This window comes from Clostridium chromiireducens (assembly GCF_002029255.1).
Lineage (GTDB): Bacteria > Bacillota > Clostridia > Clostridiales > Clostridiaceae > Clostridium > Clostridium chromiireducens.
Genome location: NZ_MZGT01000051.1, coordinates 1 through 23,078 on the forward strand (window position 1 = coordinate 1; position 23,078 = coordinate 23,078).

The 23,078-nt window shown below is 29.2% G+C and carries 22 protein-coding genes; all 22 read left to right on the forward strand.

Annotation, left to right across the window (positions count from 1 at the left end):
• Positions 1–476 precede the first annotated feature (476 nt).
• Positions 477–1,091, forward strand: coding sequence for a DUF488 domain-containing protein (locus CLCHR_RS17070; RefSeq protein ID WP_079441039.1), 615 nt, complete (start codon positions 477–479; stop codon positions 1,089–1,091).
• 107 nt (positions 1,092–1,198) lie between these two features.
• Complete coding sequence (locus CLCHR_RS17075) at positions 1,199–1,690, forward strand: L,D-transpeptidase (protein ID WP_079441041.1); 492 nt, start codon at positions 1,199–1,201, stop codon at positions 1,688–1,690.
• Positions 1,691–1,895: 205 nt separating this feature from the next.
• Complete coding sequence (locus CLCHR_RS17080) at positions 1,896–2,255, forward strand: MmcQ/YjbR family DNA-binding protein (protein WP_079441095.1); 360 nt, start codon at positions 1,896–1,898, stop codon at positions 2,253–2,255.
• Positions 2,256–2,811: 556 nt separating this feature from the next.
• Positions 2,812–5,763 (forward strand): hypothetical protein, encoded by a 2,952-nt coding sequence (locus CLCHR_RS17085; RefSeq protein ID WP_079441043.1) that lies wholly within the window; start codon positions 2,812–2,814, stop codon positions 5,761–5,763.
• A 291-nt stretch (positions 5,764–6,054) separates the two neighbouring features.
• Positions 6,055–6,924, forward strand: coding sequence for a radical SAM/SPASM domain-containing protein (locus CLCHR_RS17090; RefSeq protein ID WP_079441045.1), 870 nt, complete (start codon positions 6,055–6,057; stop codon positions 6,922–6,924).
• Positions 6,925–6,941: 17 nt separating this feature from the next.
• A complete protein-coding gene (locus CLCHR_RS17095; RefSeq protein ID WP_079441047.1) occupies positions 6,942–7,676 on the forward strand; it encodes a hypothetical protein in 735 nt (244 codons plus the stop codon).
• A 6-nt stretch (positions 7,677–7,682) separates the two neighbouring features.
• Positions 7,683–7,853, forward strand: coding sequence for a rubredoxin-like domain-containing protein (locus CLCHR_RS25605; RefSeq protein ID WP_341456921.1), 171 nt, complete (start codon positions 7,683–7,685; stop codon positions 7,851–7,853).
• Positions 7,854–7,991: 138 nt separating this feature from the next.
• A complete protein-coding gene (locus CLCHR_RS17105; protein ID WP_079441049.1) occupies positions 7,992–8,567 on the forward strand; it encodes a hypothetical protein in 576 nt (191 codons plus the stop codon).
• Between the two features lie 264 nt (positions 8,568–8,831).
• Complete coding sequence (gene ruvA / locus CLCHR_RS17110) at positions 8,832–9,428, forward strand: Holliday junction branch migration protein RuvA (protein WP_079441051.1); 597 nt, start codon at positions 8,832–8,834, stop codon at positions 9,426–9,428.
• Between the two features lie 65 nt (positions 9,429–9,493).
• Positions 9,494–10,534 carry a Holliday junction branch migration DNA helicase RuvB gene (gene ruvB, locus CLCHR_RS17115; protein ID WP_079441053.1) on the forward strand — a complete coding sequence of 347 codons (1,041 nt, stop codon included), beginning with the start codon at positions 9,494–9,496 and terminating at the stop codon, positions 10,532–10,534.
• Between the two features lie 113 nt (positions 10,535–10,647).
• Positions 10,648–11,673: a tRNA preQ1(34) S-adenosylmethionine ribosyltransferase-isomerase QueA gene (queA, locus tag CLCHR_RS17120; RefSeq protein WP_079441055.1), complete on the forward strand. Its 1,026-nt coding sequence runs from the start codon at positions 10,648–10,650 to the stop codon at positions 11,671–11,673.
• Positions 11,674–11,799: 126 nt separating this feature from the next.
• Positions 11,800–12,939, forward strand: coding sequence for a tRNA guanosine(34) transglycosylase Tgt (gene tgt, locus CLCHR_RS17125; protein ID WP_079441057.1), 1,140 nt, complete (start codon positions 11,800–11,802; stop codon positions 12,937–12,939).
• 189 nt (positions 12,940–13,128) lie between these two features.
• Positions 13,129–13,407 carry a preprotein translocase subunit YajC gene (gene yajC, locus CLCHR_RS17130; protein WP_079441059.1) on the forward strand — a complete coding sequence of 93 codons (279 nt, stop codon included), beginning with the start codon at positions 13,129–13,131 and terminating at the stop codon, positions 13,405–13,407.
• Positions 13,408–13,460: 53 nt separating this feature from the next.
• Complete coding sequence (locus tag CLCHR_RS17135; protein ID WP_079441061.1) at positions 13,461–13,829, forward strand: TIGR04086 family membrane protein; 369 nt, start codon at positions 13,461–13,463, stop codon at positions 13,827–13,829.
• A gap of 354 nt (positions 13,830–14,183) precedes the next feature.
• Positions 14,184–15,449 (forward strand): protein translocase subunit SecD, encoded by a 1,266-nt coding sequence (gene secD / locus CLCHR_RS17140; RefSeq protein ID WP_079441063.1) that lies wholly within the window; start codon positions 14,184–14,186, stop codon positions 15,447–15,449.
• On the forward strand, positions 15,442–16,317 hold the full coding sequence (secF, locus tag CLCHR_RS17145; protein WP_079441065.1) for a protein translocase subunit SecF: 876 nt from the start codon (positions 15,442–15,444) through the stop codon (positions 16,315–16,317). Before secD ends, secF begins: the two co-directional genes overlap by 8 nt.
• A 129-nt stretch (positions 16,318–16,446) precedes the next feature.
• Positions 16,447–17,319 carry a DHH family phosphoesterase gene (locus CLCHR_RS17150; RefSeq protein ID WP_079441067.1) on the forward strand — a complete coding sequence of 291 codons (873 nt, stop codon included), beginning with the start codon at positions 16,447–16,449 and terminating at the stop codon, positions 17,317–17,319.
• Between the two features lie 94 nt (positions 17,320–17,413).
• Complete coding sequence (locus tag CLCHR_RS17155) at positions 17,414–17,932, forward strand: adenine phosphoribosyltransferase (protein WP_079441069.1); 519 nt, start codon at positions 17,414–17,416, stop codon at positions 17,930–17,932.
• A gap of 251 nt (positions 17,933–18,183) precedes the next feature.
• Positions 18,184–20,400, forward strand: a complete 2,217-nt coding sequence (locus CLCHR_RS17160) for a RelA/SpoT family protein (protein ID WP_079441070.1) — start codon at positions 18,184–18,186, stop codon at positions 20,398–20,400.
• Positions 20,401–20,436: 36 nt separating this feature from the next.
• The gene (gene dtd, locus CLCHR_RS17165) at positions 20,437–20,886 is read left to right on the forward strand and encodes a D-aminoacyl-tRNA deacylase (protein ID WP_079441072.1); all 450 of its coding nucleotides are present in this window, start codon (positions 20,437–20,439) and stop codon (positions 20,884–20,886) included.
• 43 nt (positions 20,887–20,929) lie between these two features.
• Positions 20,930–21,526, forward strand: a complete 597-nt coding sequence (locus CLCHR_RS17170) for an MBL fold metallo-hydrolase (RefSeq protein ID WP_079441074.1) — start codon at positions 20,930–20,932, stop codon at positions 21,524–21,526.
• A 45-nt stretch (positions 21,527–21,571) separates the two neighbouring features.
• Complete coding sequence (locus CLCHR_RS17175; RefSeq protein ID WP_079441076.1) at positions 21,572–22,996, forward strand: coproporphyrinogen III oxidase; 1,425 nt, start codon at positions 21,572–21,574, stop codon at positions 22,994–22,996.
• The last annotated feature ends 82 nt before the right edge of the window (positions 22,997–23,078 follow it).

Genomic DNA, 23,078 nt, shown 5'->3' on the forward strand with positions numbered 1-23,078 from the left:
CAATCATATGAGGATTTTTAATTTTATAATAGATAAATAGTGTTATAAATATTACTTGTATCAAATTTAGAAATATAGATATTAATACTATTTTAGATATGTTGTATGATTGTTTTTTAACTATCATGAATGCCTCCTTATGTAATACCTAATATATTTTACCATATTTTTCTTGTATTAACCTTAAATCTACTTAATTTATTCTTTATCATTTTTTATAGAGCTCAAGTAATTATTTAAATTAAGTAAAAAATATAATATAGTTATAATAAGTATACTCAGGTTAAAGGATGAGATAATATATTTATGAGATTATTGAAAGTTGTTATAAGGTTTTTATGCTCCTAAGCGGATGTATTTTTATTAACGAGATTAAAACTTTATAGAAAACAAATCTGAGTTTTGATAATTGAACAAAATCAGGCACTTAGAAATACTTTGAATATTTATTTAATAATGAAAGAGGAGTTTGATTTATGGATATATACACAATAGGGCATTCTAACTACCCTGTAGAGAAGTTAATTGAAATGTTAAAACATCATAATATTAATACTGTTGTAGATATAAGAGGAACTCCTTACTCAAAATATAATGTTCAATATAATAAGGAGACAATTGCTCATACTTTAAAGGAAGAGGGGTTTTTATACATATATATGGCTAAAGAATTTGCAGCTCAAAGAGAAAGTAAAGCATCTTATAATAAAGAAGGATATTCAGATTTTGAAAAGGTGATTATTGAAAAAGATTTTTTAATGGGAATTGAGAGATTAAAAGTTGGATGTGAGAAAGGATATAATATAGCACTGCTTGGAGCTATGCAGGATCCTATAAGATGCCACAGAAGTATATTAGTCGGACGAGCATTAAGGGAACACGGATTTAATGTTAATCATATTTTGGATGACTATTCATTAGCAACTCAGGAGAATATAGAGAAGAATCTATTAGGCAAATATTTCAGTAATAGAAACCAATTGACTATAGATGACTTACTAGGAAATGATATGAGTGAAGAAGAAATGATTAGGGAAAGTTATAGATTAGCTAATAAAGAGATAGGTTGCAGAGTAGAAAATTTGAAATAAATGGAAAATGAATATATAGACATTTACCCCAAAATAAATAGTATAAAAAATCAATTTGATTGAATTATACATAGAATATTGTGTATTAATAAATTTAGGAAGATAACATGAGAATTTTATCTAGATTTTTTAGGTTTGGAAAAGACAAAAGACAGAGAAACGAAGCAGATGATTTGAGACAGAAGAACAATACGGATTACGTAAATTCAAATAATATTATAAGTGCAACTAATTATCTAATTTGGGTAAATCTTAATAGCTTCAAGGTGAATATTTACAAAGGAAGTAAAAACAACTGGAATTTAGTTCATAGCTATGTATGTACAATTGGAAAGCCCTCAACTCCAACACCGAAGGGAAATTATACTGTTGGAGTAAAGGGATTATATTTTGGTGTAAATAAGGGCTATAAATGCTGGTATTATACACAATTTAAAGGCAATTATTTATTTCATTCAATAATATATAACTTAGATGGATCTGTTAGGGATGGAAGATTAGGTATGAAATTATCAGATGGTTGTATTAGATTAGCTAAAGAAAATGCTAAATGGATTTATGATAATATTCCTAGAGGCACTAAAGTTGTGATTAATTAAAAAAATAAATATTAAATTTTAAATATTAAAAAACACCAAGCAATAACTAAAAGGAATGCTAGGCGTTTTGATTTTCTAAACTATAATGGTAATATGTATAAAAAATAGAGTATATTGGTCATAATTTTTATAAAGATAGATTAATTAGAAACGATAATAAAGATATATACTTAATGACTATAAAGAAGAAAAGAGGATTTATATGATGAAATATGAATGGGTTGATGAATATTGTCTTAGTAAAAAAGGCGCAGATAAAGATTTTAAGGAAGAATGGAATGCTACTAGATACCTTATAAGAGGAAAAATGTTTGTAATGCTGGGAGGGGATAAGGAAGGAAAACCAATTATCACAATTAAATGTGATCCGAGTTTTGGTAGGTTTTTAAGAGACGAGTATGAAGACATTATTGCGGGGTATTATATGAATAAGGAACATTGGAATTCAGTTTATATTGAAGGAAAAGTGCCTGATGAAGTAGTAAAACAAATGATAGATATGTCCTATAACTTGATTTTTAACTCTTTCAGTAAAAAAGCACAAAAAGAGATTATTGAAGAATAAAAATAAATAGTATTTGGATTAAAAAGGGTTCTCTTATAGCACATGTGTTTTAATTCAAAATACACCATTATTTACATGATAAAATAAATCAGAAAATTCAAAAAATATATTGTAATTGGTTATAGTATGAGATATAATTTAATCAAGATAAAGATTCAAATTTATCTTAGTGTACTGACACTTCAATCCGGCAGAAGAGTATATCAGAAGTGATATACGGTTGGTGACGGGCAACGGAAAAAATCCCGGAAGCAATGTACGACAGACGGTCGTACCCAGTTGGCGGACAACGTTAAAATCAGTTACTAAGTAAGAGCAAGTGTATTATATAGAATGCACTTGCTTTTTACTTTTTATGATTAATTATTTGATAAGAATTAATATAAGCATATGGAATATAAAAACAAAATTGTTGTAAAGTACTATTTGAGAGCTTATAATTTTTTTATCAAATGCTTTAACTAAGAAATATAAGATGGATTAATCTTTTGAGTAACTAAAGTGTAAATAAACTAAATTTTAGTTACTTGCAGATAGTTTTATAAGGGGGAATAAAGTGGATAATAAATTAGAAAAAAATAAATTTTTAGAGAGTGTTATTCTAATGTACAAGGAAGGTGAAATATCAGAAAATGCACTTACAAAAATTAAAGACTTATATTACAAGGAACATAGTGATATACAATTAGAAAAAATTTCAAGTGAAGAGTTTATAGTGAAGAAACAAAATCCTATAGACTCTGATGAAAGTCGCGTTTTAAAAAATGTGGTCGTATCTGATAATTTAGTCACAGAAGGCGCTAATAAGAAAAACATAAATGCAAATCAGAGTGAAATATACAAGAGGAATAACCCATTTGTACACAATACTTTAAGTACTAAAAGTACTAACAATAATAATAAAATTAACAATAGAAATGAGCAAGGTAATAAATCAAAAGAGCATAATATCACAATAATCTTAAGTTTGGGAATCATACTAATTCTTCTTGCAGGTATAATTCTTGCTACTAGCACCTGGGATCTAATGAGTAATGGAGTTAAGACAGCGGCCTTATCTATGATAAGTATCATATTTTTTATTATGAGCAATTTTACTGAGAAAAAACTCAAGATAATTAAAACATCCTTTGCTTTTTGGATTCTTGGAATTCTATTTTTACCAGTAATATTATTATCTATTGGTTATTTTGGCTTATTAGGAAATTATTTAAGTATTGATGGAGAGGGAAGATATATATATGGAATTATTAGTGCTATAATATGCTCAGTATTTTTTAGCTATAGTATTAAAAAATATAAAAAAAGTGAGTTTACATGGATTACACTTCTTGATATCCAAATAATTTATTGGTGTATTTTACAACATTTCGAGATTGGTTATAATACTCAGATATTAATGTTAATCATTTATACAGTACTTTTAACTGGGGTTTATTATAAACTAGTCCACAACAAAATTATATATAATTTTGTTGTGAATGCTATTAAATGGTATGCACTAATCAATTTAATAATAAACTCTTTGCAGGTGTTAGGTAATATTATTTATACAATATTTATGAAAATCACAAGCCAGCCTCTGGGAATTTTTCAGGGAATGATAATGGTGTGCGGAATCATTATTTTATCAGGGATAATTACATTTTGGACTTATGAATTTAAATTTCGAGGGAGTATATTGTCTATAGGAGCATTAATTATAGCATTAGAGATGATATGTGTTATATTTAAAGTCGAGATTGATGAGCCTCTATACTATCTTATTATGAATATCGGATTGTTGCTTATTTATGGGATTTTTTATTATTGGAATAATTTTAGAGGTTTGAATTATATAAAGTTTGGAACAGACCTAATTGTTATAGCTACAATGGCATTATTAGATATTATTTCTACAGTAATGCTAAAACCAGTATATACGGCATTATCATTGTATGTTTTGACTACTGTTATATTAGTTACAAGCCGAAAAGAAAAAGATTCATTTTATTTACCTTTATTAAAATATGGGGTTCCCTGCACTGTTTTTATCGCAAACTTCTTTACCTTTAAAATCTTTGGATTAATGGATAATTTATTTTCAATAAAAAGATTTCATGAAGGTTTAATCTTTATTATTGTGGATATCGCAATCATATATGGAATTAGTTTTATTCTTCGAATAAAAAATAATGGAGACTATAAGACGTATTTATATAATGGACATGTTTTCTTGGGGTTAACCTATATATATAGTATGATTTTTCAAGTAGATAGAATGATAGTTGAAGGAACAATAATCATTGTATCAGCTGTATGTTTGTGGATAGCTGGAAGCTCGTTAAAAATAAGGGTGTATCTATATTGTATTCTAACAATGATAACAATTTTATTATTCGATTTAGAGATATTTTTAGAACTAATTGACACGGGAGTTGCTATTTTAGAACCACAAAATTTACTTCTACTTATGAGTTTGTTTCTTACAATTGTTTGGTGGTTATCAAGTGAATTCTGGAGAGAATATTTAAATATTTATTTGTATGGAATATACTCAATTGGGTTCTTGAGTTCTTTGGGGCTAAACAATTTCCATAGAATAGATTATATGCTAGTAAGCTTTATTGTTGGCAGTACTGTAATTATGTGGATTTTCCTTGATAAAATTAAGAAAAGTTTTCTAATGCCCATTCCAATAGCTTCTTTTTGGATTTTGAGTTTTAGAATCATATATTATTACAACGATATAAGTCAAATAGTAGCAAGTATTATAGTTGCTTTTATTCTTATCATAATTGGATATGCGGTCTATAGAATAAATAAAAATATATTAGTTCAAGATTTATTAAGTTTTAATATCTTTGCAGTATTATCTCTATTAAATTCAGTATTAATTTCATTTGAAAGTTCTACTCTGTATGTCTATAACATTATTACACTTATGATTTTTGGTTTCTTTCTATTATATAGCAGCAGATTCTTAGAGAATTTATTTTTGAAGAAAGTGCTAAGCATAGCATGTGTGCTATTCAATTATTCAGCATACGGGAGGTTTATTTTAGAACTTAATTTCATAGATAAATTCAGATTAGAGTTTTTGTTTGTACCATCAATTATCATATTAAAATTAGTAATAGATCATTACCTAGAGAAAAAGGCATCCTATTGTTCAGTTATATCAACAACTTGGTATTGTATTGTAGGGCTTATTTTACTATTCTTTAACAGTGAAAATAATGAATTTCATGCAATCACTTTTTGCGCCTTGTGCATTATAAGCATTATCTTAGGTTTTAAAACTCAAAACAAATTGTATTTTTTGGGAGGGGTATCTTTTCTAATAATAGGTGTATTTTTAAATACATTAAGCTTTTGGTTAAGCATACCTTGGTGGATTTACTTACTAGTTGGAGGAACAGTGTTAATATTTTTTGCTAGTAAAAATGAATTCGGAAAAAGTAAAGATAATAAAAAAAGTATAGTTTATAAGATATTTGAGACTATAAGGAAATGGGATTCGAAGTAAACTGTACATCAAAAATAAAAACAAAAGGCTTTACAATTAAAAATAAAAGCTTTGAATAATAAAAATCATGCATGAGCAGAGATATAACAACTGTTTTATGTATGATTTTTTCTAGTATTAATAACTATATTTTAATAAAATTCTGATTTCTTCAGATGAAGAAGGAAAATTTAATTTTATTTTGGTTGCATTGAGTATTATAAAAATATATACTAATTTGAGAAATTCAAATAATTATTTTATCATTATTATTTTTTGGAATTTAATAAAATGAATGGAGTATAACTATTAATGAAAAGATTTAAGAAAGTTTATATAGAAATAACAAATGTTTGCAATTTGAGTTGTAATTTTTGTCCTAAAACTTCGAGAAAGTTAAAATTTATGGACAAGAAAAGCTTTGAACATATAGCTAAAAGTATAAAACCTTATACTGATCATATTTACTTACATTTGATGGGTGAACCATTATTAAATAAGGAATTACAGAATTTTTTAAATGTAAGCAATGAATATTTATTAAAAGTTAATATAACTACTAATGGAACTTTAATAAATGAAGTCAAAGAAATACTACTTAATGCGCCAGCATTAAGGCAAGTGAATATTTCACTTCATAGTTTTGAAGCTAACGAAGAGAATATAGATTTTAATGAATATATAGACGGTGTAATAAAGTTTGTTAAGGAAGCAACTGAAAAAACTAATATAATATGTTCATTAAGATTATGGAATTTAGATACAAAATATAGTGCAAGCAATAATATGAATTTTGATATACTTAAGTTGCTAGAGCAGGAATTTGATGTAGAAGCAAATATAAAGGAAAGTTTAAAAGAAAAGAATAGTTTTAAATTAAAAAATAATGTGTATCTTAGCATGGGAGAAAAATTCAAATGGCCATCCCTAAAGGTTGAAGAGTTAGGAGAAAGAGCTTTTTGTTACGGGCTAAGGGATCAAATAGGTATATTAGTTGATGGGACAGTAGTTCCATGCTGTCTAGATAGTGATGGAAGTATTCCACTTGGCAATGTATTTGAGAATAGTTTAGAAGAAATTTTGAACTCAAACAGAGCAAAAAGTATATATGAAGGCTTTTCAGGAAGAAAAGCAGTGGAAGATCTATGTAAGAGATGTGGGTTTATAAATAGAGTCAGATAGAAACGGAAGTGATTAAAATGGAAGCAGCAATCAAATCAGTTGGTATTTTTTTATTAGCATATTTTTCGTATTACTATATATTAAGATTTATTCAATCAGTTTTTCAGGGATTATTAGGAAGTATAAATTCTAATCTTGCTAAGTTTATATATGCATTAGGTACACCAGCTCATGAATTAGCACATCTATTAGTAGCTATACTATGTGGCGCTAGAATTGAACAAGTGCAGCTTTTTCCAAAAGGAAACAGGCCTGGATTTGTAAAGTCAAGAATTGGGAGTAGTATTCCATTTCTGATAAGTATTAAAGAATTTCTTATAGCAATAGCGCCTGTACTTGTGAACATCCCTTTATTTATATTTATTGAAAGTACATTTATATTAAAATGCAAAGTGTCGGAGATGTCGAAAATAGTAGATCCAAGAATAATGCTTTCTAAAGAAGGATTAATAACAATAGTATTATTTTTAATACTAATAAGTGGAATTGCACCTAGTCATGAGGATTTTAAAGGAATGGTTAAGGGTCTTATTATTTTAAGTTTCGTTATATTTGGTATGACATATTTAACATCACTGATTTCTGATATGAAATGGGTAAATATAAATCCTATTTTAACAATTGTTTTATATTATTTTGAAATTATATTAACAGTATTAATAATTAATGCAATCATTAATTTTAGGAATTGTTTTAGGATAACAGGGATGATTTTAATAAATGCATTAAGACATACTTTTAAAAGGAACTAGTGAATAATTAATAAATATGAACAACAATTAGAAGATGGGTCACTATTTAGAAAAGGCGAAAGCGTTCAATGGTTTTGTACTAATTGTGGGTATATTTATGAAGGAAAAGAAGATACTAAGATTTGTCCGGTTTGTGAACATCCCCAAGGTTATTTCACGGTTTTTACAGAATTATAGAATAAAAAAATGTATAACCAATTTATTTTTAAATATTTTGAGAAATAGTTTTTGGTTAAATACATTTATTATTTAATATGACAATTAATGTATAAAAAATTCGAAAGTGGCCATACTCCTGAATAAGGAGTGATGATTATGGTAAATAAGAAAAAGTTGTTCATAGGTATGACAATGGTATTAGCACTTATATTTTTTATAACTTACTATTTGTCAGATAAATATATAACAAATAAAAATGCTAGAAACAATGCAGTAACAGCTAGTGAAATAAATAAAAACAACGAATTAAGTGATAATACCAAAATTTACTTATTTTCTGGAGAGACAAAAGAAAAGGAATTAACTTTAGCTGAATTGAAGAAAGAGTTGAATATTAATAAGAATTTATCAGCAGCAGAATTGTCAAAAGCATTAAAAGAAAAAGGATACGTTTTAGAAATACAAGCTAATGGCGAAATGACATATAAAAAAGATCTTTCTAAGGTTGTAAAGCCTAATAAGTATTATATAGGAGAAAAGGATGGATATCTTGCTATATATAAAACTGATAATGATGGAACATTATTAATTGAAAAGAAAGAGGATGTTTATTCAGATAACAAAAAGGTAGATAATTTGAGAGAACTTGATAAAGATAAAATTAAAAATTTTGAACTTGAATTTGATACAAAAGATGACGCTGAAGAGAGTTTGTCAGAATTTTTATCATAAATTATTCATTAAATTAATAAATTTTGATATGAATTTGAAAGAAGGTATGGAAGAAGTTAATCTTTCCATGCCTTTTTTATTGGAAATAATATCTATCAATTACTAATGGAGGTCATAATTTAAATACATTATTGAAAGATTTCGACGAAAATGATAAAGTATAAGTTAGACTTATTTAATGTAGAGACTTGAATTTTAGGTGGTTTTATGTAAAAATTTGAATTCAATATGTTTTATTTGTATAACAAAGTCGGAGGAATATAAATGTACGAATATATAAAAGGTAAGTATATAGGTATTAGCAAGGATTATATTATAGTTGAAAATAGTGGTATTGGTTATAAAATATTTACCTCTGGTGCTACTATGTCATGTATGCCAAAATGTGGCGAAGAAATCATGGTTTATCTTGAGCAAATTGTAAGAGAAGATTTCATTGGATTGTATGGATTTGATTCGAAAGAAGAATTGGATATGTTCAAATTACTCCTAACAGTTAATGGAGTTGGACCAAAAGCAGCTTTATCTTTATTGTCAATAAGTAGAGTAAATAACTTGAAGTATGCTATAATGACAGGTGATGAAAAACATATATGCAGAGGTATCGGAATCGGTAAGAAAACGGCAGCTAGAATTATTCTGGAACTTAAAGATAAACTAAAACCAGACGAATTACTAGATGATAGCATGGAAGTGGATAAAATAGAAAACGGAAATATCATGTCAGTATCAGAAGCATTAAGTGCATTACTTGCTTTAGGTTATAGTGAAAAGGAGGCAGATGCAGCACTTAAGAAGGTAGATAAGAATGATAGTGTAGAAAATATAATAAAGAATGCATTAAAAGCGCTAATGGGATAAAATCATTAGTTAATATATTAATTAAGGATTGAATATGTATGTTTTATGAAAAGGGGGAGGTTTGTATGGAAAGAATAGTTAATCCATCTGAATCGCAGGAAGACTCTAATTCGGAGCTTAGTTTAAGACCTCAAAAAATAAATGAGTATATAGGACAAGACAAAGTAAAAGAAAGATTGGATATTTTTATTAAAGCTGCAAAAAATCGAAAAGAAGCTTTAGATCATGCGCTGCTATATGGACCGCCAGGTCTGGGGAAAACTACATTGGCTAATATTATTGCGAAAGAAATGAGCGGAGATTTAAAAATAACTTCAGGACCTGCCATAGAGAGAGCAGGAGATTTAGCGGCCATCTTGACTACTTTAAAAGATTATGATGTTTTATTTATTGATGAAATTCATAGATTAAATAGAACGGTTGAAGAAATTTTATATCCAGCAATGGAGGATTATGCATTAGATATTGTTATAGGAAAAGGTGCAGCAGCTAAGTCTATCAGGATTGATTTACCTAAATTTACTCTAATAGGTGCAACAACTAGAATTGGAATGTTAACTTCGCCATTAAGAGACCGGTTTGGTGTTCTTTGTGCAATGGAATACTACACCGATGATGAACTTAAAGAAATAGTAATAAGAAGTGCAGCAGTTTTTGGATGTGCGATTACAGATGAAGGTGCTCTCGAGATTGCAAGGAGGTCTAGAGGAACTCCAAGAATAGCTAATAGATTATTAAAAAGGGTTAGGGATTATTCAGAAGTAAAAGCTAACAAACTAATATCATTAAAGGAAGCAAAGGCCGCTTTGGAATTATTAGAAGTTGACAATCAAGGCTTTGATAGAGTCGATAATAAAATACTAGAAGCGATTATTGACAACTTTAATGGGGGGCCTGTTGGAATTGAAACTCTCTCATATTTTATTGGGGAAGAGCTAGGAACGATAGAAGATGTTTATGAGCCATACTTATTGCAGCAAGGTTTTATAATAAGAACACCAAGAGGCAGAATTGCTAGTGAAAAAGCGTATAAACATCTCGGAAGAGTTAATACTTCTAGAAAAAGAGATAATAAAATACAAGGAAGTTTCTTTGATAATAAATAAAAAATTATTAGGAGCATTTGCTTAGTTGAAAATGACATTAGATAATGCTCGGAATTTAAGAATTTAAGAATTTAAGAATTTAAGGTAACATGTAGTTAGGAGAAGATAAATAAATGGATGTAAAAGATTTTGATTTTTATTTACCAGAGGAGTTAATAGCTCAACATCCTTTAGAACAAAGAGATGCGTCTAGGCTTATGGTCTTAGATAAAAAAACAGGTGAAATTCTGCATAAAAGATTTCATGATGTTTTAGAATATCTAAATAAAGGAGATACTTTAGTACTGAATAACACTAGGGTAATGCCCGCAAGGTTAATTGGTGAAAAAGAAGGTACAGGTGGGAAAATAGAATTCCTCTTACTTAGAAGAATTGAAAAAGATAAGTGGGAGTGCTTGGCGAAGCCAGGTAAGTCAGCGAGAGTAGGCAGAAAGTTTACTTTTGGAGAAGGAAAATTAAAAGCTGAAGTAATCGAGGTAAAAGAGGATGGAAATAGGATTGTTGAATTTTTCTATGAAGGAATTTTTGAAGAAGTATTAGATTCTCTTGGGGAGATGCCGCTGCCGCCATATATTCATGAGAGGTTAGATGATAGGGAAAGATATCAAACAGTATACTCTAAAGAAACAGGTTCAGCAGCAGCCCCGACAGCAGGACTACATTTTACCAAAGAATTATTACACGAGATAAAAGAAAGAGGAATAAATGTAGTTTACTTAACTTTACATGTTGGGCTTGGAACATTTAGACCTGTAAAAGTTGAATCTCTTGAAGAGCATGAAATGCATTCGGAATTTTATATGCTCTCAAAGGAGAGTGCTGACATAATAAATGAAACAAAGAAGAGAGGAAATTCAGTGATTTCTGTTGGAACTACTTCTACTAGAACTTTAGAAACAATTGGTGATGAAAACGGCTTTGTAAAAGAGCAAAGTGGGTGGACTAATATTTTTATATACCCAGGATATAAGTTCAAAGTGGTTGATAAATTAATTACAAACTTCCATTTACCTGAGTCAACATTGATAATGCTTGTTTCGACATTGGCTGGAAGAGATAATGTTATGAATGCATACAAAGAAGCAGTAAATGAAAGCTATAGATTTTTTTCATTTGGGGATGCGATGTTTATCAAATAATTTTAGAAATTCTAAAAGAATTCCATCATTCGTTGTTGAATATCAAATTTATACTGTTAATTAATTACGCTGATGAGGTGACATTAATCAAGCGTTTAAAATAAAAAATATTAAGAGGTGACGCTTGTGAGCAAAAGATACACATTATTAAAAAAAGATGGAAAAGCAAGAAGAGGACAATTTGAAACTCCTCATGGAACAATACAAACTCCAGTATTTATGAATGTTGGAACATTAGCAGCTATAAAGGGTGCTGTATCAAGCATGGATTTAAAGGAAATTGGATGTCAAGTTGAGCTTTCTAATACATACCATCTTCACTTAAGACCAGGTGATAAAGTAGTTTATAAACTTGGTGGATTACATGAATTTATGAATTGGGATAGACCTATTCTTACAGATTCAGGCGGATTTCAAGTGTTTTCACTTGCTAAGATGAGAAAAATAAAAGAAGAAGGTGTGTACTTCAATTCTCATATAGATGGAAAAAAAATATTTATGGGGCCAGAAGAATCAATGCAAATTCAAAGTAATTTAGCATCTACCATAGCAATGGCTTTTGATGAATGTATTGAGAACCCTGCTACAAGAGAATATGTTGAAAGATCGGTTGAAAGAACTACAAGATGGCTTGAAAGATGTAAAATTGAAATGGATAGATTGAATTCCATGCCAGAAACAATTAATAAAGAACAGATGCTTTTTGGAATAAACCAAGGTGGAGTTTACGAAGATATAAGAATTAAGCATGCCAAGGAAATAACCCAAATGGACTTGGATGGATATGCTATAGGTGGTCTTGCAGTGGGTGAAACCCACGAAGAAATGTATAGAGTAATAGATGCAGTCGTGCCATATTTGCCAGAGGATAAGCCAATATATTTAATGGGAGTTGGAACACCTAGTAATATATTAGAAGCAGTTGATAGAGGCGTAGATTTTTTTGATTGCGTACTTCCTGCTAGGAATGGTAGACACGGAAATGTATTTTGCAGTGAAGGAAAATTAAATCTGATGAATGCAAAATTTGAACTCGATACAAGACCTATAGATGAAGGTTGTGAGTGTCCAACATGCAGGAATTATACAAGGGCTTATATAAGGCATCTATTTAAAGCTAAGGAAATGCTTGCTATGAGATTATGTGTACTTCATAATTTATATTTTTATAACAAGTTAATGGCAGATATAAGGGATGCTATTGATGGAGGATATTTCAAAGAGTTCAAAGAAAAGAAACTAGCACAATGGGAAGGAAGAGCGTAATATAATAATCTATATTGATAAATAATTGTATAATCTCACAAATTTGATTTTTTTAGTGGGTAGTAATTAGTGAAAATAGACTATGAAGACAGGTCTATATTGACATTAAACATAAAGGAATGTAAACTACTTATCATGGAATAGAAAAATTATCTAAAATGAAAGAGTTAACGGGAAGGGATGAAAAATATGGATAATATATCAGTATTGCTTTTCAATGTATTACCTTTTGTTCTTGTATTTGTAATATTTTATTTTCTAGTTATATTACCTGAAAAAAAGAGAAAAAAGAAATACCAAGGTATGCTTGATGAGTTAAAAGTGAATGATCAAGTTATGACAAGGGGTGGAATTGTAGGTAAGATTGCACATATAGATGATAAAGGTATTACTATCGAGACGAGTGCAGCTAAAACTAGAATTAAGCTAGATAAGAGTGGAATATCTCAGAAAATAAAGGCAGATTAATCATAATACCCTTTAATGCCTCATAAAATGAAGTGTTGGGGGGTGTTATTTTAATGGAAAATAGTAAGTATTTTAGATCTGTCGTAAAGGGTACTTTAGGAACATTAATTTTTAGCTTTATAGGCATTACTGTTCTATCATTATTGATGACTAAATTAGTATTTAGTAAAGGTGTTTTTAATATGATATATGTAATAATATCTTTATGTAGTCTAAGTTTAGGTGCAATAATAGGAGCTAAAAAAAATGAATCTAAAGGATGGCTTGTAGGGTTTGGAGTAGCACTAGCATACTATTTGGTATTATTCATACTATCTAGTAGTTTTAGTGGAGAGCTAACTTTTAAACTTTTTGATTTTGCTAAATTAGCCATCGCATTGGCTGTAGGTACTCTTGCGGGAATGCTCGGGATAAATTTGTAATGTACTTTGATTTTTTGATTAACCTAAGTGATTAAAAGTAGCTGTACATATGTGAAGAGATATCAAGAAAAGTTAATCGGATGATGTAGTTATAGCGGCAAATCAATAAAAAACTTTATTAAGAAAATATAGTGTGCTATAATGAAAAATGTGTAACATATGATTGAAATAATATTTAAAATTAAGAAGTAATGAGCCTCTTTATTACAAAGAGATTTATGTTCTTAATTTTAAATGTTTTGGTGTTTTACATAATATCTGAAAAGCTTATTAAAATTAATATTCAAACTTTTACTTAAAAAGATTTTGGGAATACTAATTAAGAAAAGACAGAATACGTAGAGGGGGATTAAGATGAAAAGGAAAAGCAAAAGTTCAGCATTATTTATATTTATTATTGCTGTAATTGGATTTTTAGCTTTTGCAGGATTTAAAGGATTTGTTCTAGGAGGATGGGAATTTAAATCATTTGATAAAGTAATAAACAGAGGACTTGATTTACAAGGTGGAGTTTCTGTACTTATGGAAATTCAACAAGATAAAGTAACAAGAGAAGAATTAGATAGTACGAAAGAACATTTATCTCTAAGAGCAAATAAGCTTGGAGTTGCGGAAACAATAGTAACAACTGAAGGCGAAAAGAGAGTAAGAATAGATGTTCCTGGAATGACAAATTCTAAAGAAATTGTAGATAGCTTAAAGCAATCTGGTAATCTTGCGTTCAAGGGACCTAATGGAGAAGAAATTTTAACAGGAAAAGATATAAAGAAAGCTACTGCCCAAATGAATCAACAAGGTGGAGGATATGAAGTAGGTTTACAATTAAACGATGAGGGAACTCAAAAATTTGCAGAGGCAACAGGAAAGTATGTTGGACAAAAGATTTCAATTTATCTTGATGATGAGATGATATCAGATCCAGTTGTAAATACACAAATTACTGGTGGGGTAGCTAGTATTGAAACTCATGGTACATTAGAAGAAAATAAGAAGTTAGCAGGAATGATCAACTCAGGTGCACTTCCACTACCTGTAAAAGCGGTTTCAGTTACTAATGTAGGAGCAGAACTTGGTGTTACAGCATTCCCGAATTCAGTTAAAGCTGGAATTATAGGTGTTGGTTTAGTTTTCTTTTTTATGTTATTTAACTATAGACTTCAAGGATTAATGGCAAATATTGCATTAACTTTATATATAGTACTTACACTTTTAGTATTTGTAGAAGTTGGTGTTACTTTAACACTTCCAGGTATTGCAGCATTCTTACTTACTATTGGTGTCGCAGTTGATGCGAACATTTTGACATTTGAGAGAACTAAGGAAGAATTAAAGAAGGGGTATACTATTAAAGCAGCTGTTAAAAAAGGTTCAGAAAATGCGTTGTCTTCAATAGTAGATTCAAACGTAACAACGTTACTTGCATCATTAATTCTGTATTTTATTGGATCAGGACCAGTTAAGGGGTTTGCAATTACTCTTATGATAGGTATAATCATAAGTTTATTCACTGGTCTATTTGTGACGAAAGTACTTGTTAGCTTAGGAGTAGAGATCGGTTTCATCAATAAATTATCACACTTTGGAGTAAGTAAAATAAAGGGGGATGAAAAACATGCTTAAGATAATGGAAAAGACAAAACTATGGTTTTCAATTTCCCTAATAATTATTGTAATTGGAATGGGATTCTTAATGGTTAGAGGATTAAATTTCGGAATTGACTTTAAAGGCGGTACAGAAGTAGTTATTCAATTAAATGAAAATATTAAAAAAGAAGATGCTGACGCAATAGTTAAAACTTATTCACCAGATGCGGTTACTAATACATCAGATAATAATAAGTATGAAATAAAGTCAGCAGATCTTGATAGTGATAAGTTAGCTTCAATTATTAAAGATTTGAAGAATAAATACCAATTAGATGATAAAGCGCTTGTTTCTCAAGATGAAATAGGTTCAACGGTTGGTGAAGAATTAACTAAAAATTCGATTACTGCATTGTTGGCAGCTTTCGGTGTAATGCTTGTATATATTGCTATTAGATTTGAGTTTAAGTTTGGAGTAGCAGCCATAGCAGCTACGATTCATGATATATTGGTAACTCTTTCCGTTTACTCAATATTTTATATTCCAGTAAATACTCCTTTTGTTGCAGCAATGCTAACAATTGTAGGATATTCTATGTGCGATACAATTGTTATTTTTGATAGAATAAGAGAAAATACAAAAATAATGAGAAGGGCAAAATCGATTGAAATAGCTGATGTTAGTTTAACTGAAACTATTAAAAGATCCATTTATACATCTGCAGCAACAGTTGTTACTATTATTGCAATGAATTTTCTAGTACCATCTGTTCAAGCTTTTACAATACCGTTAATCGTTGGTATTATAAGTGGTGCTTATTCATCAATTTGTATAGCTTCTCCTATATGGGTATATCTAAAAAATAAAGTTGGAAATAAAAACGGAAAATTACAAAGAGCTTAATTACTGGGAAAGATTACAAAGCCTCCAGAACTTTGATGGAGGTTTTTTCTTTTCTTAACAAAATAATTGTAAATTTTCTTATAATCATTTATAATATAGGTGTTTTCTAATTTTATGGAGGAATAAACCATGCGTAAATTCTGGGAAAGTATATATTGTCCAAATTATATTAGTGGATATAACCCATTTATACTTAAAGGTATGAATAAAGCAATAGAGAGACTAGCTTTGGCTGTTAATAACAGACAAAAGATAGTTGTTTATGGTACATATAATGTTGATGGAATTTGTGCAGTTTCATCATTAATTCTTGTTCTAAGATATCTAAATGCAGATGTAGAGTATTTGATTTATGATAGGCAAGAAAATGATGCTGTAATAAATTCGGTAGATATTAAGAATAATGTGGATTTTTTAGGAGCGGAACTTTTGATAACTTTAGGTGTAGGTTTGAAATCAAAAGAAGAAGTGGAGTTATGTAAAAAACTTGGCATTGATTTAATTATTCTTGAGAATGAAAAAAGTGAGCTTGTGAATGATTACATTTACATTAATCCTAATCAAAAGGGGTGCCAATATAGATATAAAGATTTATCGACAAGTGGTCTGGCATTTAAGCTTATGCAAGCAATAGCAATATACTATAATATGAAAAGCATAAATAAATATTTAGATTTAATACTTATTGGCATTCAGTGGACAAAAGTATCAGCTAGAGGCGAGAATGGCGTATTGATTAAAGAAGGAAATAAATTTTTAATGAATACAAATAATAATGGGTTACGGTCGATAATAGAATTTAATGGTATAGAAGAATTTAATGATGATGGTATAAATAAAATAATTGAATTTATAATCCCGCCTATTGGTGCAGTAGGGGTTATGGATAATGCTCGAATAGTTTTGGAGCTTTTAACCACAAATGATAAGGATAGATCAGATCAAATTGTTAAATATTTATATAGGTTAAAGAAAACTAATTCGTTGAAATATATAGATTAAGATTAGGTAGATGATTATTTAGCAATTAGTACATTAATTGAATATTAAATCATAAATTTGTGGTTAATAAATAAAGTGCTATGGAGGAATTAAAATGGATTTAAAAGAGAAAATAAGAGTAATTGAAAATTTTCCTAAGGAAGGTATAAGTTTTAAGGATATAACTACATTAATAGCCGATGGTGAAGGCCTAAGGGAAGCTATAAATCAAATCGTAAATCATTTAAAAGATAAGAAAATTGATTTGATTGTTGGACCAGAAGCAAGAGGGTTTATTTTTGGCGTACCAGTCGCTTATGCCTTAGGAGTAGGATTTGTTCCTGTAAGAAAACCAGGAAAATTGCCAGGGGAAACTATTTCTGTTAACTACGGACTAGAGTATGGTGAAGATACATTACAACTTCACAAAGATTCAATTAAGCCTGGTCAAAGAGTTGCTGTTGTTGATGATTTACTTGCTACTGGAGGAACAGTGGAAGGTGTTGCAAAATTAATAGAACAAGCAGGTGGAAAAGTTGTTTCATTAGATTTTGTGATTGAACTAACTGAACTTAAAGGAATAGACAAATTAGAAGGATACGATGTATTATCGTTAGTAAAATATGATCTTTAAATTTTAGATTCTCGTCTGAATTTTAATTATTATTGTGAATTGCTCAATAATTTCATTTTTGAAAAGAGCCATATAGTTTAGTTATATAGAAAATAGTTCAAAGATATATATGTATTTTGAACTATTTTTTTGAATATAAGTTAATGTCTTATTGAAAATAATTCTAAAATAATATATAATTATTAAAAAGTTAGGCTGGTTATAAAACCAGCCTTTGAATTTACTTTTAATGTAGAAGGAGAGTAATCCTTATGATTGATAAATTATTGGAAAAGATCCATAATAATTGTAACAATGTTGATGTTAATATGGTAGAAAAGGCATATCATTTTGCGGAGAGTGCTCATAAGGATCAAAAGAGAGAATCAGGTGAACCTTATATCATTCATCCAATAGCAGTAGCAGAAATTTTAGCGGAATTAGGCATGGATACAAATACAATTGTTGCTGGATTATTGCATGATGTAATAGAAGATACAGATTGTTCTTATGATGAAACAGTTAAACTTTTTAATGCGGAAATAGCAAATCTTGTAGAAGGCGTTACAAAGCTTACCAAACTTGGGGAAATGGAGTATAAAACTAAAGAAGAGCAGCAGGCGGATAATGTTAGAAAGATGCTACTTGCAATGGCTAAGGACATAAGAGTAATAATAATAAAATTAGCAGATAGATTGCACAATATGCGCACTCTTAAGTTTATGCCAGAGAAGAAGCAAAAAAATAAAGCAAAAGAGACTTTGGATATTTATGCACCATTAGCCCATAGATTAGGTATGTCTAAAATTAAATGGGAACTTGAAGATTTATGTTTTAGATATTTACATGATAAAGAATATTATGAGCTAGTAGACAGTATCGCTGAAAAAAGAGTTGAAAGAGAAACTTATACAAAAGATATAGTAAAAGATTTATACCAAAAGCTTGAAGCATCAGGAATTGAATCGGATATTGATGGAAGACCTAAGCATTTTTATAGTATCTATAAGAAAATGGTAAATAAGAACAAGAGTATTGAGCAGATTTTTGATTTAACAGCTATTAGAGTGTTAGTTCACTCTGTCAAAGATTGTTATGGAGTTCTTGGTATTGTTCACACCATATATAGACCAATTCCAGGGCGGTTTAAAGATTATATTGCTATGCCCAAGCCTAATATGTATCAATCATTACATACTACTGTAATTGGACCTCAAGGTAAGACGTTTGAAATTCAAATAAGAACATTTGAAATGCATAAAACAGCAGAATATGGAATTGCCGCACATTGGAAGTATAAAGAAGGAGATGCAGGAAAAGCAGAACAAGATAAGCAAAAAGATTTTGAGAAGAAACTTGTATGGCTTAGAGATATGCTTGAATGGCAAAAGGAAACTTCAGATGCGGAGGAATTTATTGAAGGGTTTAAAATAGATTTATTTTCAGATGAAGTGTTTGTATTTACACCAAAGGGGGTTGTAATAAACTTATGTACTAATGCAACACCTATAGATTTCGCATATAGAATACATACTGATATAGGAAATAAGTGCATAGGGGCTAAAGTTAACGGAAAAATAGTTCCTCTTGATTATACACTTAAGACTGGAGAAATTGTTGAAATATTAACATCACCTAATGCAAAAGGTCCGAATATGGATTGGTTAAATATTGCAAAAAGTAATCAATCAAAGAGTAAAATAAAACTTTGGTTTAAAAAAGCTAAAAAAGAGGAAAATATAATCAAAGGGAAAGAGCTTTTAGAAAAAGAATTAAAGAAGCAAGGTGTTAACTATAACGATATTGCTAAAGGTGAATTTTATGAGAAACTAATAAAAAGATATAATATTCACTCAATGGATGATTTATATGCTTTAATTGGTATTGGAGGTTTTTCAGTATCAACTCTTATTGTAAGACTTAAAGAAGACAATGGAATAGGTGTAGATAAAGCAAGCAAGGAAAAAGAAAATAAAGAGATTTTAAGTAAAAGCATTGAGGAGCAAATTGCAAAAACAGCAAGACAGAAAGAACATAATAGTTATGGAATAACAGTAAAAGGTGAAGATAACCTCATGGTTAGATTTGCAAAATGCTGCAGTCCAGTTCCTGGAGATGAAATTTTAGGGTACATAACTAAGGGTAGAGGTGTATCAGTACATAGAAAAGATTGTAGTAACTTACAAAATCTTATTGATACGGATGCAGATAGAGTTGTAGAAGTTAATTGGGGTTCAGCACAAGGAACATCTTATTTTGCTGAAATTCAAGTTCAAGCTGATGATAGAGAAGGATTACTTGCTGATATAATGAGTGTTATAACAGAACTTAAGCTGCAATTAAGTGCTGTAAATGCAAATTTATCTAAACAGGGTTCCGCAATAATTAATGTTAAATTAAAGATTACATCAATAGATAGTTTAAAAGATTTAATGAAGAGAATTAAAAGATTAAAAGGCGTAGTAGATGTATATAGAGTTAATAGTTAAAAATACGATGCTATAATTTAAGAAAGGTGAGATAACATGAGAGCAGTAGTGCAAAGAGTGAGCTCATCGAGTGTTACAGTTGATGGAAATATAATTGGAGAGATAGGAATTGGATTTAATGTACTTATAGGAATATCTAAGGAAGATACTTTAGAAGATTTAAAGTATATAAAAGATAAAATTATTAATTTAAGAGTATTTCATGATGAAAATGATAAAATGAACTTATCTTTATTAGATATTAAAGGTGAAATATTAGTTATATCTCAATTTACACTATATGGCGATTGCAGAAAAGGCCGAAGACCGAATTTTATGGAAGCACTAGGTGGGGAAGAGGCTAATAAACTATATGAAGAGTTTGTGAAACTTCTTAAGGAGTCAGATTTAAAGATTGAATGTGGTGAATTTGGTGCAGATATGAAAGTTCAAATTAATAATGATGGACCGGTGACCATATTATTAGATAGTAAAAGAAATTTTTAGACATATGAAATTATCGTTTATATGTCTTTAGGAGGAATTAAAGTTGATTATAAAAACAATTATAGCTGGAATGTATGAGGAAAATTGTTATTTAGTAATGGATGAAGATACTAAGGAACTTGGAATTATAGATCCAGGTGGACAGGCGAAAGTAATAGCTGAAAAAGTTCGAAATTTAGGAGGAAAAGCTAAATTTATTCTTTTAACTCATGGACATAGTGATCATGTAGATGGTGTAGTTGATTTAATGGATGAATTAAATGTTCCTTTTTATATTCATAAAGCAGAAGAGGAATTCATGCAAAATGATAATTATGTGTTTGGGTCATTACCTAAAACTGCAGAATATTTAAAAGAAGGAGATACTCTAAAATTAGGGAAAAATACTATAAAGGTTATTGAAACGCCAGGGCATACTCCAGGCGGAATCTGTTTCTTAATAAATGATAAACTATTTACAGGTGATACTCTTTTCCAAGGATCTATTGGAAGAAGTGATTTTCCAGGTGGAAATGGAATGAAGCTTGTTAAGAATATAAAAGATAAATTAATACCTTTAGGGGATAATATTGAAGTTTACCCAGGGCATGGAGGAGCATCTACTATAGGTTACGAAAAGAGAATGAATCCATTTTTATAAAGATATGATGTGCAATTTATTTGCACATTTTTTAAGGGAGCAATGATGGAAGTAAAAATTAATTTAAATAATCTTAAATATAGATACGAAGTATATCAATTATTTAACGTGTACTATCCAATGAAAGAAATTCAATTTGTTGATTTAGAAGAAGCAAATTTCATTTGTTATATTGATGAAAAAAATTTGAGGTTTAAATACGAAGATTATTGCGAAGAAGAATCTTTAGGAGAAGATATCAAGAATTCTCTTAGAAGATTTCTTTTTCTGTGTTTAAGGAATATAACTCATGATATATATCCTTGGGGTATATTAATTGGAATAAGACCTTCTAAAATAGCGTTAAAATTACTTAAAGAAGGCAATAATGAAGAAGAAGTAATCGAAATATTTAAAGATAAGTATTTAGCTCATGAAGAGAAGTCGAGATTATGTATTGAGGTAGCAAAAGCTGAAGAAAGAATAGTTAATAAAGATAAGAACAATATTGCAATTTATATTGGAATGGCATTTTGTCCTACAAAATGTCTTTATTGTTCCTTTACATCAAATCCGATAGGTGTTCATAAAAAATTAGTAATGCCATACCTTGATGCGTTGACAAAAGAAATTAAGGGTATTAGCGGATATGTAAAAGAAAAAAAGCTTAATATCGAATCAGTATATTTTGGTGGAGGAACACCAACAGCAGTAAATGATGATGAATTTGCTATGATAATGAAAGAAATTTATGACAATTTTATTAAAAGTAGTAATGTAAAAGAATTTACAGTTGAATGTGGAAGACCTGATACGTTAACTAAAAATAAGCTTGAAATTATGAAAGAATGTAATGTAGATAGAATTAGCATCAATCCTCAATCAATGAATGATAAAACATTAAAGTTAATCGGGAGAACTCATTCTTCTGAGGATATTAAGGAAAAATTCAAATTAGCAAGGGAACTTGGTTTTGATAATATTAATATGGATATAATTATTGGGCTTCCAGGTGAAAGACATGAAGATGTCATTAATACAAAAAACGAATTGATAAAATTAAGACCAGATAGTATAACAGTACACGGGTTAGCGTTAAAACGTGGGTCAAGGATGTATGAAGAATTCATTCTTAAAAAGGGCATTGAAATTACATCACAAGAAGAGATTATAGAGATGTATAATGAAAGTAAGCATTTAGCGGAATATCTAGGCATTTTACCATATTATATGTATAGACAAAAAAATATGGTTGGAAATATGGAGAATTTAGGGTATGCTAAAGAGGGTAAAGAATGCATTTACAATATTCAAATGATTGAAGAAAGACAAACAATTATAGCACTCGGAGCAGCTGCTGTGAGTAAAGTGGTATTTTTAGATGAAGATAGGCTAGAAAGATTTCCTAATTTAAAAGACCTTCATGAATATATATCAAGAATAGATGAAATGATTGAGGGAAAAAAGAAATTATTAGATACTTTATATTAACAACTGGGTATATTTGTAATATTAAAGCATAATGGTAATTTTGAACTTTCAAATTTTAAATAAATAATGTACAATTGTCTAT

Bases quoted from the DNA above. Each gene is read 5' to 3' on its own strand.
- CLCHR_RS17070 (WP_079441039.1), top strand. From the start codon at position 477: ATGGATATATACACAATAGGGCATTCTAACTACCCTGTAGAGAAGTTA.
- CLCHR_RS17075 (WP_079441041.1), top strand. From the start codon at position 1,199: ATGAGAATTTTATCTAGATTTTTTAGGTTTGGAAAAGACAAAAGACAG.
- CLCHR_RS17080 (WP_079441095.1), top strand. From the start codon at position 1,896: ATGAAATATGAATGGGTTGATGAATATTGTCTTAGTAAAAAAGGCGCA.
- CLCHR_RS17090 (WP_079441045.1), top strand. From the start codon at position 6,055: ATGAAAAGATTTAAGAAAGTTTATATAGAAATAACAAATGTTTGCAAT.
- CLCHR_RS17095 (WP_079441047.1), top strand. From the start codon at position 6,942: ATGGAAGCAGCAATCAAATCAGTTGGTATTTTTTTATTAGCATATTTT.
- CLCHR_RS17105 (WP_079441049.1), top strand. From the start codon at position 7,992: ATGGTAAATAAGAAAAAGTTGTTCATAGGTATGACAATGGTATTAGCA.
- ruvA (WP_079441051.1), top strand. From the start codon at position 8,832: ATGTACGAATATATAAAAGGTAAGTATATAGGTATTAGCAAGGATTAT.
- ruvB (WP_079441053.1), top strand. From the start codon at position 9,494: ATGGAAAGAATAGTTAATCCATCTGAATCGCAGGAAGACTCTAATTCG.
- queA (WP_079441055.1), top strand. From the start codon at position 10,648: ATGGATGTAAAAGATTTTGATTTTTATTTACCAGAGGAGTTAATAGCT.
- yajC (WP_079441059.1), top strand. From the start codon at position 13,129: ATGGATAATATATCAGTATTGCTTTTCAATGTATTACCTTTTGTTCTT.
- CLCHR_RS17135 (WP_079441061.1), top strand. From the start codon at position 13,461: ATGGAAAATAGTAAGTATTTTAGATCTGTCGTAAAGGGTACTTTAGGA.
- secD (WP_079441063.1), top strand. From the start codon at position 14,184: ATGAAAAGGAAAAGCAAAAGTTCAGCATTATTTATATTTATTATTGCT.
- secF (WP_079441065.1), top strand. From the start codon at position 15,442: ATGCTTAAGATAATGGAAAAGACAAAACTATGGTTTTCAATTTCCCTA.
- CLCHR_RS17150 (WP_079441067.1), top strand. From the start codon at position 16,447: ATGCGTAAATTCTGGGAAAGTATATATTGTCCAAATTATATTAGTGGA.
- CLCHR_RS17155 (WP_079441069.1), top strand. From the start codon at position 17,414: ATGGATTTAAAAGAGAAAATAAGAGTAATTGAAAATTTTCCTAAGGAA.
- CLCHR_RS17160 (WP_079441070.1), top strand. From the start codon at position 18,184: ATGATTGATAAATTATTGGAAAAGATCCATAATAATTGTAACAATGTT.
- dtd (WP_079441072.1), top strand. From the start codon at position 20,437: ATGAGAGCAGTAGTGCAAAGAGTGAGCTCATCGAGTGTTACAGTTGAT.
- CLCHR_RS17175 (WP_079441076.1), top strand. From the start codon at position 21,572: ATGGAAGTAAAAATTAATTTAAATAATCTTAAATATAGATACGAAGTA.